Origin of the sequence: Moraxella lacunata, assembly GCF_002027545.1 — a bacterium.
Classification (GTDB): domain Bacteria; phylum Pseudomonadota; class Gammaproteobacteria; order Pseudomonadales; family Moraxellaceae; genus Moraxella; species Moraxella lacunata.
The window spans coordinates 21744-34846 of record NZ_MXAN01000083.1 but is presented as its reverse complement, the minus strand read 5'-3'; the positions used below and the strand labels follow the sequence as shown (position 1 = coordinate 34846).

At 42.3% G+C, this 13103-nt stretch carries 16 protein-coding genes; 10 read left to right on the top strand and 6 right to left on the bottom strand.

The annotated features are described in order from the left end of the window. The first annotated feature begins 237 nt into the window (after positions 1-237). The 5 genes from trhP to B5J94_RS11400 are packed head-to-tail and all read left to right on the top strand — an operon-like array spanning position 238 to position 3028. Positions 238-1653 (top strand): prephenate-dependent tRNA uridine(34) hydroxylase TrhP, encoded by a 1416-nt coding sequence (gene trhP / locus B5J94_RS11420; protein WP_062499606.1) that lies wholly within the window; start codon positions 238-240, stop codon positions 1651-1653. A 21-nt stretch (positions 1654-1674) separates the two neighbouring features. Continuing rightward, positions 1675-1992 carry a hypothetical protein gene (locus B5J94_RS11415; protein WP_062499604.1) on the top strand — a complete coding sequence of 106 codons (318 nt, stop codon included), beginning with the start codon at positions 1675-1677 and terminating at the stop codon, positions 1990-1992. Positions 1993-2000: 8 nt separating this feature from the next. Next, the gene (locus B5J94_RS11410; RefSeq protein WP_062499602.1) at positions 2001-2423 is read left to right on the top strand and encodes a type II toxin-antitoxin system VapC family toxin; all 423 of its coding nucleotides are present in this window, start codon (positions 2001-2003) and stop codon (positions 2421-2423) included. Positions 2424-2425: 2 nt separating this feature from the next. Then, entirely contained in the window at positions 2426-2755 is a 330-nt protein-coding gene (locus B5J94_RS11405) for a DUF4298 domain-containing protein (RefSeq protein WP_062499600.1), read from the top strand. 15 nt (positions 2756-2770) lie between these two features. Then, on the top strand, positions 2771-3028 hold the full coding sequence (locus tag B5J94_RS11400; protein WP_062499598.1) for a YfhL family 4Fe-4S dicluster ferredoxin: 258 nt from the start codon (positions 2771-2773) through the stop codon (positions 3026-3028). Positions 3029-3044: 16 nt separating this feature from the next. On the opposite strand, the gene B5J94_RS11395 is transcribed toward B5J94_RS11400, so the two are convergent. Further along, a complete protein-coding gene (locus B5J94_RS11395) occupies positions 3045-4547 on the bottom strand; it encodes a YihY family inner membrane protein (RefSeq protein WP_062499597.1) in 1503 nt (500 codons plus the stop codon). A 164-nt stretch (positions 4548-4711) separates the two neighbouring features. On the opposite strand from B5J94_RS11395, the gene B5J94_RS11390 reads away from it, so the two are divergent. Beyond that, complete coding sequence (locus B5J94_RS11390; protein ID WP_062499594.1) at positions 4712-5182, top strand: hypothetical protein; 471 nt, start codon at positions 4712-4714, stop codon at positions 5180-5182. A gap of 18 nt (positions 5183-5200) precedes the next feature. Further along, positions 5201-6754, top strand: coding sequence for a M48 family metalloprotease (locus tag B5J94_RS11385; protein ID WP_062499592.1), 1554 nt, complete (start codon positions 5201-5203; stop codon positions 6752-6754). A 1-nt stretch (position 6755) separates the two neighbouring features. Here B5J94_RS11385 and B5J94_RS11380 read toward each other — a convergent pair whose 3' ends face one another. Next, complete coding sequence (locus B5J94_RS11380; RefSeq protein WP_062499590.1) at positions 6756-7181, bottom strand: hypothetical protein; 426 nt, start codon at positions 7179-7181, stop codon at positions 6756-6758. A 483-nt stretch (positions 7182-7664) separates the two neighbouring features. Here B5J94_RS11380 and B5J94_RS11375 point away from each other — a divergent pair, with 483 nt between their 5' ends. Further along, the gene (locus B5J94_RS11375) at positions 7665-8294 is read left to right on the top strand and encodes a hypothetical protein (RefSeq protein WP_062499588.1); all 630 of its coding nucleotides are present in this window, start codon (positions 7665-7667) and stop codon (positions 8292-8294) included. Positions 8295-8335: 41 nt separating this feature from the next. After that, positions 8336-8719 (top strand): hypothetical protein, encoded by a 384-nt coding sequence (locus tag B5J94_RS11370; protein WP_062499586.1) that lies wholly within the window; start codon positions 8336-8338, stop codon positions 8717-8719. A gap of 181 nt (positions 8720-8900) precedes the next feature. Here the strand turns inward: B5J94_RS11370 and B5J94_RS11365 are convergent, their stop codons facing one another. From B5J94_RS11365 to B5J94_RS11355, 3 genes are read right to left on the bottom strand one after another with little or no spacing between them, the layout of a single operon-like run. Then, positions 8901-9929 carry a threonine aldolase family protein gene (locus B5J94_RS11365; protein WP_062499584.1) on the bottom strand — a complete coding sequence of 343 codons (1029 nt, stop codon included), beginning with the start codon at positions 9927-9929 and terminating at the stop codon, positions 8901-8903. After that, entirely contained in the window at positions 9926-10372 is a 447-nt protein-coding gene (locus tag B5J94_RS11360) for a GatB/YqeY domain-containing protein (RefSeq protein WP_062499582.1), read from the bottom strand. Before B5J94_RS11360 ends, B5J94_RS11365 begins: the two co-directional genes overlap by 4 nt. A gap of 52 nt (positions 10373-10424) precedes the next feature. Next, positions 10425-10868 (bottom strand): helix-turn-helix domain-containing protein, encoded by a 444-nt coding sequence (locus B5J94_RS11355; protein WP_079364142.1) that lies wholly within the window; start codon positions 10866-10868, stop codon positions 10425-10427. Positions 10869-11127: 259 nt separating this feature from the next. Here B5J94_RS11355 and B5J94_RS11350 point away from each other — a divergent pair, with 259 nt between their 5' ends. Continuing rightward, complete coding sequence (locus B5J94_RS11350; protein ID WP_062500155.1) at positions 11128-12231, top strand: hypothetical protein; 1104 nt, start codon at positions 11128-11130, stop codon at positions 12229-12231. A 27-nt stretch (positions 12232-12258) separates the two neighbouring features. Here B5J94_RS11350 and rsmI read toward each other — a convergent pair whose 3' ends face one another. Next, the gene (gene rsmI / locus B5J94_RS11345; RefSeq protein WP_062500157.1) at positions 12259-13086 is read right to left on the bottom strand and encodes a 16S rRNA (cytidine(1402)-2'-O)-methyltransferase; all 828 of its coding nucleotides are present in this window, start codon (positions 13084-13086) and stop codon (positions 12259-12261) included. Between the last annotated feature and the right edge of the window lie 17 nt (positions 13087-13103).

The following is a 13103-nucleotide window of genomic DNA, read 5'->3' as shown; positions in this document are numbered from 1 at the left end:
AGGGGCGAATTGCAATTTGCCCAAAAATAAATGTATTTACAGGACAAATGTGATTTGCCCCTAAAAATCTATCTGAAAGTATGGTTAATTAACAATACCAAATTTTAAAAGATGTTTTAATTTAACAATACCCAATATCAATAATACCGCCCAAACTTGACTAATACAGTCAAGTTTTTTGGCAAAATTTCTGTTATAATAATGGGTTTAACAAATTTAGCCAAAACGAGCCAACCAATGACAATCAAACAGCCAAGCCAAAAACAAGCCGAACTTCTATGCCCTGCTGGCACATTTAAGAACATGCAATATGCTTTTGCTTATGGGGCAGATGCGGTGTATGCAGGGCAAGCCCGTTATTCGCTACGGGTGCGTAATAATGATTTTGATGAAGAAAACCTTGCCAAGGGCATTGCCTACGCCCATTCGCTTGGCAAAAAGTTTTATGTGGTGGTTAATATCCAAGCCCACAACGCCAAATTAAAAACCTTTATTGAAGACATTCGCCCTGTCATTGAGATGAAACCTGACGCGCTTATCATGTCCGATGCTGGCATGATTATGATGATACGAGAGCATTTTCCGCACCAAGACATTCATCTGTCCGTGCAAGCCAATGCCGTAAACTGGGCAACGGTGAAGTTTTGGAAACAAATGGGCATTACAAGGGTGATTGTCAGCCGTGAGCTGTCCCTAAAAGAGATTAACGAGATTATCAAAGAAGTGCCTGACATGGAGATTGAAGTTTTTGTCCATGGGGCGCTGTGCATGGCGTATTCTGGGCGGTGCTTACTCTCTGGCTATATCAACAAACGAGATGCCAACCAAGGCACTTGCACCAATGCGTGTCGCTGGTCGTACAACACTTACAAGGCGGTGGAAAACGAAACGGGCGATATTGTCCCTGCCAGCCCAGAAGTGTTTGTCCCCAGTCAAGGCGAGATTAGCAATGTCAACCTAAATGGTGATGTCGTCATGGACGATGATTATGTAGAAAAGCCGTCCGATGAGGTTGTACTCATTGAAGAACAAGGTCGCAAGGGTGAGCTGATGGCGATGTATGAAGACGAACACGGCACTTATATCATGAACTCAAAAGACTTGCGTGCGGTGGAGCTGGTGCCTGATTTGGTCAATATGGGCGTGCATTCGTTGAAGATTGAGGGGCGTACCAAATCGCATTATTATGTCGCTCGCACCGCTCAGGTCTATCGCCGTGCCATTGATGACGCTTTGGCAGGCAAGCCTTTTGATACAGGACTCATCACCGCCCTTGATGGGCTTGCCAACCGTGGCTATACCGAAGGATTTTTACGCCGTCATGTGCATTCTGACTATCAAAATTATGAATACGGCTCATCAAAAACCGACCATCAACAATTTGTGGCAGAAGTGTTGGATATTTCAGATGACTTTTTGACCTTAGAGATTAAAAACAAACTCATGGTGGGCGATGACATTGAGATTATGACCCCAAAAGGCAATTTGACTTACACACTTACCAAAATGTGGGACAAAAAAGGCAATGATATAGATGGTGCGTTGGGGTCGGGGTGGATTGCCAGAATCAAAAACCCATTTAGCGACATCTGTGATGATGAGCTAAAATTCGCCCTTGTGATGAAAAGTGTGAGTGAGGCGATTTATACTTGATGTTTATAAAAAGGAGAAAATATGCCAACCGTTATTTCACAAAATGCCAATATCAATGCCGAGCGGTTATTTACCACTCTTATGCATAATAGCGTATTGATAAAAGATAAAAACAGCAATATTGAAAAAGTGGCATTGGATTATCAAACTTTTGTGCAATTACAAGAGTTTTTATCCCTTATGTCGCATAAAAAACAAGATAATGCTTTTGTGTCGCTTGCTGATACTTTTAAAAATCTTAAAAACGCCGATAAAATGGATTTTGATGTAGATTTTGATAGCATTCGCAAAAATCAGCCATTACCACAATTTGACGACCTTGACTATTTATTTGATTAAGGCAAACCATGTTTTTACTTGATACCAATGTCATTTCTGAAATGCGTAAAATTAAAACAGGGCGTGCCAATGCCAATGTAACACGGTGGGCGGAACATTTAAATATCCAAGAAACTTATTTAAATTCGGTTATCATTGGCGAGATTTATCGGGGAATTTTATTAAAACGCCATAATAAGGATTATGAACAAGCACAAATTCTACAAGAATGGCTTGATGATTTGTTGGTGGTGTATCAAGGTCGCATTCTTGATATTGATGTGCAAATTGCTAAGATTTTTGCCGAATTAAATACGCCCAATTTTAAATCCGCCAATGATGCTTATATTGCGTCCACAGCGATTGCGTATGATTTGACCCTTGCCACAAGAAACATCAAAGATTTTGACGGTATGCCTGTTAAGATTATCAATCCTTTTGAATTTACATAACCATGCAACAAAAAATCTCCCACTACCAAGCCCTATACCGTGAATGGCTCGCCCTACAAGCCGATAATGACAAACTTATGGCAAACCTGCACCGCCAAAACGCCATTACGGACGAACTGTCCGCCTTTTATTTTAATCATCATGGACAATCCGACTGGCAACGCTATTATGAAGCCTTAGAAAATGGGGCGGACGTGGATTTGACCACAGACGGCGAGTATAGCGTGATGAGCCAAGATACGCTTTGGGATATGTTTTGTGATGAGCGGGCATTTTATGAACGACTTTCTAAGTTTGCTCAAAATAGGCTTCACGACTTAAATAACAAATAACAATTTAAAAAACCAATGGCACTAAAAATCACCACCGACTGTATCAACTGCGACATCTGTGAACCAGAATGTCCTAATGATGCCATCAGCTATGACCAAAAAGGGCAAAAGACTTATGTCATCAACCCTGATTTATGCACCGAATGCATGGGCTTTTATGATGAGCCAACCTGTGATAAGGTCTGCCCGATTGACTGTATCATCAAGGACGATAAACGACCCGAAACCCCTGAGGATTTGATGGCAAAATATAAGCGGATTTGGGGGAGATGACCCCCATTTGTGTCGTTTAGCTCTCCACGCCTTTTTTCACGTCCTTAACCACTTTTTTGCCCCGACCATACCAATGCCAGCCCTTTTTGGCAAGTCTGACCGCCTTGGTAACGTTGCTCTCGGTAAAACTCGCTTCCCCCATTGGTACAACCACTGCATTACCATGTTCATCTACCACTTTTTTGGCGTCAGCATCAAAGCCATTGGCATCACTGTTATTATTGGTGGTCTGTGCTGTCATACGTACCACAGATTCTTTGGTTCGCAGTGGTGCGGTCTTAAACAGCTCTGAGAGTGTCATGTCCAGCTCATCCTTTGCTAATTTTTCAATACTTTCTAGGTGGCGATACAACTCCACATACCACGGGTCATAGTCCGCCATCGTAAAATCATTCATCTCACTTTTGATGGGCAAAGGATAAGGCATGATTTTATAAAACTGCCATAAACTTACGGTATTTAAATCCGTACGCAGGATATATTCATCATTTTCGGTGCGAGTGATGAGTTCATTGGTTACCAGCTCATCGATGTACAGATTCCATTTTGGTGTCTCTTTACGTCCCAGCACCCCCCGTAGCTCGGCTTCGCTTGCCGTCTCACCCACTTGATATTTTTTATAAATCAAATTAAGCATGTCAAGCAGACTCAGCAATGGATGACGTACCGCCACTTCCTTGCTGTCAAAGATGGTTAAGGTGTAGCTAATCTCCACCCCGAGCAATATCAAGTTCCACGACAGATATAGCCACATCAAAAACACAGGGATGGCAGCGAACGCCCCATAGATGGCTTCATAACTGGTAAAATTCGCCATGACCGTCCCAAAGACCGTCTTTAAGGTCTCAAAGAGTATCGCCACGACCGCACCTGCGATGGCGGCGTTTTTTAGGGGAACTTTAACCTTGGGGATGAACCAATACATGGCAATAAAGCCCCCTACTGTGAACAAAAATGAGATAATTTTTGCCCATATCCCCCAATCAATGCCATAACCTGCTATTTGCCGATTTAAAAATGACAGCCCTGAAATGGCACTGGACGCACCAAATGCCACCCCCAAAATGATGGGAGCGACGGTAATCATCATCCAATAGCGGACAACGCTTGCCACGCCTCCTGTACGTTCTGATACTCGCCAAATTTCGTTGAATGCCGTCTCAATGGTGATGAGCGTCAAGATGGTTGTCACAAAAACCCCCGCCACACCGACAATCCCCAGATTGCTGGACTTTTCAGCAAAGCTGTCTATGTGCTGAGAAATCGTCGCCCCTGATGATGGCATAAGATTGCTATAAATGGCTTGTTGCACCTGCCCACGCACATCTTCTAAGGCAGGCACACTTGAAAACACCACAAGCATCACGGTCAAAATAGGCACAAGCGATAACAGTGTGGTATAGGTCAAACTGGCAGCCTTTTGGGTGCAGTTGTCATCCAAAAAATGACGCACCAACAGACGAATGTACATAAACCAAGCATGATGGGCAAAAGGAAGTTTGTTAAGAAATTGAGTCATGAGCTTTGAGATGGTTTTTGGGTATTAATCAATGTAAAAATTGACACAGTTTAACAAATATTACCACAAAATTGCTTTGTGTTTATGTAATTTTTTAAAAAAACAAAAATGCTAATTTTTGCCAAATTTTGGGTATAATAGATTCATTTGTCCGTGTCAATACCATGAAAAAAGCCCACACCATCGCCCAGCCCAAGCCCATCATTCCCGTACAGTCCGCCCTTCGCCGAGCGTGGTTTGCGTGGCTGTTGTATTGTCTTGTCATTTATCCTGTACTTGCCAGCCTAGCGTTTGGCAATGTGGGCTATGCCAATCTGGGCATGAATGGGGGCGTGGTTACTGGCATGGTGTTTGGCGTGATATGGCAACTTGTCAAACTCATCCCCGCCCTACTGCTCACCCCCATCATCAAGCGGGCGGACGCCCCTTATGGGCTGATTGTGGCAAGTTTGGTCATGCTTATTTATTTGGGCTTTGTGGGCGTGTATTGGTTTATTCATGTCTTTGAGCATTCGCCAGTGTATATCAGCGTGGGGTTTGGCTTTGAGACATTATTACTACTCATCATCAATGTCTTATTGTTTATCCTATTAAAACGCCTACCACCCATGCACAAAAATAAAATAAGAAAATAAAAATAATCAGGCAAAATCATGATAACGTATAAAAAATACCTACCCCTACTCATCGGCTTATCGCTCATCCCAACCGCCTTTGCCCATGACACACCGCCCGAGAGTGTCACTCGCACATCGCTCATCTATGACAGACATGCCGAGCAGTTGGGCTATCATGGCACCAGCATGGGGCAGTTTGGCACATCACCACGCTCACAGCCCCTAGCTCCGAACATCGTCACTGGCACTCGCTTTAACGAGCAGTACATCAACCGCCAAATCGCCCTGTGGTCATTACGCCAAATCAACAGCTCCATGACACTCATTGACGACCCATGGGTAAACCAAGTCATCAATGATATGACCGCCCAAATGAACGCCCTAGTTCGCACCCAGTCGCTCATCGCCACGCCCATCATCAATGACAGCAGTATCAACGCCTTTGCCGTACCAGGGGGTGTCATCGGCATGAACACAGGCACGATACTATCGGCAGGCGAGCTTGATGAAGTGGCAAGCGTCATCGCTCACGAAATCGCTCACTTATCCCAACGCCACTACGAACACAGCCAAGACAACAGCAAAAAACTCATCGCCCTACAAATCGGCGGACTACTGGCAGCCCTAGCGGCAAGCTCGGTCAGTGGCGATGTGGCGGCAGCTGCCATGATAGGTTCACAGACCGCCACCGCAGAGACGGCAGCCAGTCACAGCCGTGAGCATGAGCGAGAAGCGGACAGAATGGGTCAGCAGATTTTGGTGCAGGCAGGCTATGACGCTGCCGCCATGCCCCGTTTTTTTGAACGCCTATACAAACAAGTCTCACTAACCACATCCAAAAACGCCTTTGTGCCGAGCTTTATCCAGTCGCACCCCTTTACCGCCGAGCGTCTGAGCGAGTCAATGAGCCGTGCCAAAGGCTATCCTGTGCCAAGCATGGTCGCCCGTGAACAGCAAGCCCGTCTCTTTGACAAGTTGACATGGCGACTTCGCTATCTGACCAAACAATCAGGTTTAGACGAGCTGACCATTCACGCCAAACGCAGTGACGGGGCAAGGCTTGCTCTTATCATGTATCTGGCGGACAACGCACGCACCGATGAAGCCCTACGCCTATTTACCAACGCTTCTTTTGACCCATCCGACCCGCTTGTCTGCCTGACCCACGCCCATGTACTCACCAAGATGAATAACCACGCCCAAGCCGTGTCGGTGCTATCATCTTGCCAAGCGATATATCCCGAACGCCGAGATTTACGCCTGCATTTGGCGGACGCTTATGTCAGCACAGGCGACACCGCCAAAGCATTGGCACTGCTAGCCCCCTTGACCGAGCGTACACCCCACGACAGGCAGGCGTGGCAAGGGATACAGCAAGCCTACGAAAAATCACGCATGGACAAAAACATCGCCACCATTCACGCCCTACACGCCCGCTCGCAAGTAGAGCTGTGGGGTGGCAAATATGGCGGAGCATTACAATCGAACGCCCAAGCCACCAAAGTCGCCAACGCCCACCACCCAAACCTACTACCCATGTTGGAGCAAAGCAAAGCGATGATAATACAAGCTAGGGATTATAAGCCGTGATTTATACTATGATTGTGTTTTTAAGAAAAAAATAAAACCCACCACCATGACTGCTATACCCCCAATCGCCATCTAATAGTGCGATGAGTTTTTTGGCGTAACGCTCATAAATGCCATCTTTTCGCTCGGTACTGGACGAGAACGAGAAATGCGTGATACTCTCCATGCTTTTGGTGTAGTGCGACTGATTGACATAATCCGCCACCGCACGCATGATACGGTCAATGGTATCAAAGGGCTTTTTATTATAACCCACATCATCGGTCGTTTCATCGTCCACATAAAACAAGGCGGATTTGCCGTAGGTCTTTTTTAAAATATCATAACAGGGAATTAAGGTAAAATAAAACCGCTTACCTGTATAATACACTTGATAATATCCGCAATCATTAATGCCAAATTTATCAATAATCATCTCTTGTGTCATAAACACCCATAAATAAGGACAAAAAAGCGACTGACCAAACAAAAAATTGTTTAGCTGATAATCTAAAAATTAAAATGTTTTAAAAGGAAAAATTGTCATGAACATGACAAAAGAAAGGAGAATTTAATTATAGCCAATTTTACCCAAAATAGCAAGGGAAAAATGACCCATGCCTGCCACAAAGTTTATTACAAAAATTTACAAAAAGCCATTGACAAATACGGTCTGATATTTTATTATTTTATGGTCAATGATGATTGACGCTCCTTTCTTTTTTATTCTGGTTTTATTCTAAAAACTTTTTAACACGCCCGTGTTTTTGCTCTTTACCACAACTTCTTTTTAATAACCAAACAACTATTTGCTGATTTAACTTTTTCCTTTTCAATAAGGCAAATGTTTATTTCTCACACCTTATCATTAACTTTATTCAAAACTTCACAATAACTCGCTTATTCTTTTTCTTATCATTGGAGTTATTCTATGAATAAATCACAGCAAACAATGCCCCATCAAGCCGATATTTTCCATTTTATCCAAAAGTTCAAAAAACAAGACGCGGTTATTATCACGGCACTGCGTGATGACGAACACAAAGAGACCGTGTTGGATAATAACAAAGACTTATATTCGGCACTGTTTGCCTTAAATTACCCCATTACCGAACTTGACAGTTCTTATATCAAGGATTACCAAAAAATCCTAAATTTGGGTAATGACTTTTTTACAGGGTCGTATTTGGTGGTTAATCGATTTGGCAAATCGGATTTTATTGACAATATGACAAAACTCGCCCAATATTATGGACAGCCACATATCTTTGTCATCAAAGACGGTAAACACCCCACAGCCTATCTGTTGGGTACACAAGACCCGCACATGGGTCAATTCATGAATTACCCTGATTGTCATGAGCATATTGGCAATCCTAAGTTTTTTAAGAAATATCGTCAGCGTGATTTTTATTTTACAGGGGCGATGAAAGACGGTCATCTTACCAATAGCCAAATGGTGGGCGTATATCAACCTACCAACTGGTTGGGGCGTATGGCGTGTTCGTCTATGGGTAAACGGGTATTGCGACAAGTGGGCATTGAATATTCCAATCCTTAACGTTATTTTAAATTACCAATACAATCTAAAAAGGCAATGTTATGACCGTCATGAATGAATTAAATCATCTACTAAGTTTTGATAAAAAACTTAGTAAAAAATTAGAAAAATTATTACAAAAACATTTGACCTATCAAGAATACATGAACATGAAAAATCACATTACTTATAAAATCCGTTATCTAAAACCCAAATATGATTATGATGATTTTGCCAAACAGCGTGATATGATAAGTTGTATTTTTTATTCTACCATTGGTCAAGAAAGCATGGATTGGATAGATGAATGGTCGGACATTCCTTATGAGATATTTACAGGGACAGAGCCGAATTCTTATGGATATGACCAAGTCAAATTATTTGTAGAGAATTATTATAATCTGATGAAAGAGCAGGGTTTATTAAAAATGGTTATTGAAGAATAAATAATAAATTGCATACTCAATTAATCTCAATTTACACCAATGCCAAATTTTAAAAATACCCTTGTAGGGGCGTGTTGAACACGCCCGTTGTTGCATTTTGAAATCAAAAGACTATAAATAAAAAAGCATTGCTAATTCTAACAATGCTTTTTTAATGGATAAATTAACGGATAAATTAACCTTATAAATACGCCTTAATCCTTCCTACAAGCCTATCCACTTGCTCTTTGGTGGTGTCAAAACTCATCATCAGCCGTATCTCGCCTGTTTCATCATTCCAATCATAAAAATGAAAGTCATCATGTAGCTTTGCAACCACGTCAGGCGGGAATATGGCAAATACGGCATTGCTTTGGACTTTTTGGGTGATGACAACACCGTCTAAGTCTTTGATTTGGCTATATAAATAGCTTGCCATGTCGTTGCTATGCTTGGCAAGGGATAGCCACAGTTCTTGTTCAAACCATGCCACAAATTGAGCTGAGATAAACCGCATTTTGGACGCCAGTTGCATGCTGGATTTGCGTAAATGTAAAATATCTTTGTCCAACTTAGGATTTAAAAACACCAAACATTCGCCCATCATCATGCCATTTTTGGTGCCACCAAGCGACAGTACATCGGCAAACTGGGCGATGTCCGCCAAACGACAGCCCAAATAAGCAGCCGCATTGGACAGTCTTGCCCCATCAATGTAGAGATACAGCCCAAATTCATCACACACTTGACGGATATTGGCAAGCTCATCAAGGCTATAACAGGTGCCAAGCTCGGTGGTTTGGCTGATATAAACTGCACGAGCTTGGGGATGGTGTTCAGATGGACGGATGAACTGGCGGATTTTTTGGGGGTCTAGCTTGCCATCATCACCATCAATCACCAACAGCTTAATCCCTGCAACATACTGCGGAGCGATACTTTCATCGTTGTTGATGTGGGCGTGATTGGTGCAGATGACCGCCCCAAATCTTGGCAATATCGCCGACAACCCCAAAACATTCGCCCCTGTGCCATTAAAGACAGGATAGCCAACCGCCTGCTCGCCAAAGGCTTGCTTGATGTGCTCTGCCAATGCTTGGCTATGGCTATCATAGCCGTATGCCTTGTCATGTCCATTGTTGGCATCAATCAGTGCATCCATGATGGCAGGGTGCACGCCTGAGTAGTTGTCGGATGCAAAGGCGAAGCTGTGTTTGGCATTCGTGCTCATGCGGTCAATGCCTTTTTGACAAGTCCAGAGATGACGGCAGGGTCGGCTTGCCCTGTGGTCTTGTCTTTGACGGCATTCATCACACGCCCCATGTCTTTCATGCCAGACGCACCAAGCTCGCCAATGGTCTCATTGATGATGGCGATGAGCTTGTCATCGGACAACTGCTCGGGCAAAAAGGCAGAAATCACGTCAATCTCAAACTGCTCTTTTTGTGCCAAATCATCACGCCCATTGGCGGTATAAATACCCAAAGACTCTTGGCGTTGTTTGATTTGCTTTTGTAAAATCGCCAATACGTCTTTGTCATCAAGCTCGGTTTGTCCGTCAATCTCTACTTGTTTGATGACGGCTTGGACGTTGCGTAGAACTTTAACCTGCTCCATGTTTTTGGCTTTCATGGCGGTTTTAATGGTGTCGGTTAGGGTAGCTTTTAAGGTCATGGGATTTTCCTATTTTTGGGATTTTAAAAATTCATTGATTTCTTTTAAAAGTTTAATAAATCTCTTTCCAANNGTTTTTAAAAATCCACAAAAATCGGGGTTTGGAAAGAAGTCTAATCTCTTCTTTTAAAGAAAAAATAATCTCATCTTTTTGGGCATTTAATTCTTTTTCATGGGAAATTTGTTGTTCTAATAAATCAATTTTTGATTTTAATTCAGCACTATTGATATTTTCATAATAATTGTTTTGTGCATAATGGCTAATATAACCATTTAAAACAGAAATATGGCAATCATTATCGCCCCACATCATCAATTCTTCTATTTTCATACCAAAAACATGAGCGATTTTTTCCAAACTGTCAATACTAGGCACACTCTCGCCACGTTCTATATTGGCATAGCCGTTTTTGGATAAAGTGGCACGCTCTGCCATGTCTTCTTGCGTTAGTTGGTGGAGTTCACGCAATTTGCGAATGGTGTGATGAAGAGCCATAAAGATACCTAGTAAAGTGGGTGGAAATACCTAGTGGGGTGGGTTGGAAAAACGAATGTAAATTTTTACAATAATTATACCAAAAAAGTGGCAAAATGCCAATTTTTCAACTCATATCAACATTTTTAGGCTATAATTATGGATAAATTTTTATTTATGATATTTAAGATTTTTCTTTTTGCGGTGCTATTTCCTGTACTTGGACCATTTGCGATACCGCTTCTACTTCTTCTTATCGCCCCCTAATTAAGGCTAATAAATGAGCGACGGTCAATTATTTTTTTGCTTCATTATTGCGATAATCGTTTGTGTCTGTATTGTTATCGCTTACAAAAACAAAAATAAGGTGAACTATCCAGAGTTCACAGAGATAGACTTGCCTTCAAAAATACATCCACAAAGAACCGTAGATGACCATCACGGGGTGGGTACGTTTATGCTAAATATGGTAACTTTTGGCGGTCATGGCGAGCTAAAAAAGGCTATTTACAATTACGAAACCAGTTATATTGAATACGCAAGGAGTTTTAATGGCTATATTGACGACATGAGACTGATGAATGAAAAAATCAACGAGCTTGGTAGAATATCATTTGATATTTTTCATCAACTGGAAAAGAGTAGAGATTTGATTGGTGAAAGAGATGTGGAGAATGAATTTGATAAAAATGTATCCATAATCAACCAAAGGTTGGGAAAGATTGACTTTCTCATCAATCAATCTTATGAAAATAGCTATACAGGCGTATCTTTATTGCAGGGAGTTGGTGTTGGCGGTTTAGCTGCTGTTGGCAGTTGGGTTTTTGTCTCATTATTAGGCACGGCTTCCACAGGGACGGCGATTGCTACATTATCGGGGGCAGCTGCCTATAATGCAACATTGGCTTGGTTTGGTGGCGGTGCAATAGCAGCAGGCGGTGGCGGTATGGCGGCTGGGGCAACTACTTTAGGATTGATTTTTGCCATACCAGCAATTGCGATTGCAACCTACAAGACACATTCCAAGGTTTCAGAAGTGGATAATATGAGATTTGAAGTAGAATGTGCCACCAATCAAATTGATGATAAGAGATATTTAATTTACCAGTCTTTACCAGAAGTAGAAAAACAAATTCATCTCATGCAAGCATATTATGAAAAACTAGAATTGGCAAATCAAACACTTGAAGAAATTATCTACCCAAATGGAATAAGAAGTAAAATTAAAAGAAAAATAGATAGTTTTTTAAACCAAGATTTTTATTCATCCTATGAGGTTGATCAAATTGAGAAACTCACTAAATTGGTTGAAGAGATATACGCAATGTTTAATCAGTCCAATATTCAATCCCAAAGTTTATTAGAGTACAGGGAAAATGGTTGATAAGCATTTACCAACCATTTTATCAGTCTACTTCTGCAATTCCAATAACCTATCATACACCACACTTTTTTTCATACCCAATACGTCCGCCACAATTGCACTGGCTTTTTTTGGTGGTAATTCTTTGGCAATGGCAAGTAGCCATTCATCATAATCCGCTTTTTGTTCTTTTTGGGTATTACCTGCCACAACCAGCACAATCTCGCCCCGTTGTTGGTTGGGGTCATTCTTTACAAATTCTAATAAATCAGCCAGCGGCAATTTTTTTATTGTCTCAAAAGTTTTACTAATCTCACGGCACAACGTGGCTTCTCGCTCACCGCCAAACACGTCCGCCATGTCGGATAGACAGTCTGTAATGCGGTGCGGTGCTTCATAAAAAATCAGCGTCTCAGTATGAGCTTGATGCGCCTTTAAAGTCTCTATCCGCCCATGTTGTTTGGCGGGCAAAAATCCCACAAAACTAAACTTATCAGACGGCAAACCCGCCACAGACAACGCCCCGATGACCGCACACGCCCCGACAATCGGCACAACGGTGATATGCTCATCATGGCACGCCTTAACCAGTCGATAGCCAGGGTCAGAGATAAGTGGTGTGCCAGCGTCCGAAATCAAGGCAACCGATTGACCGCTTTGCAATCGCTCAACAAGGCGTGCCGTCTGCGTGTCGGCATTGTGTTCATGATAGGCAGTGGTGGGCGTGGATATATTAAAAAAACTTAATAATTTGGAACTTGTGCGAGTGTCTTCGCAGGCTATCACGTCCACCGATTTTAGAGTGTCAATCGCCCGTGCTGTCATGTCATTTAGATTGCCAATGGGGGTGGCAACGATATATAAAATGCCGGTCATTTTTTTTGCCTTTCTAA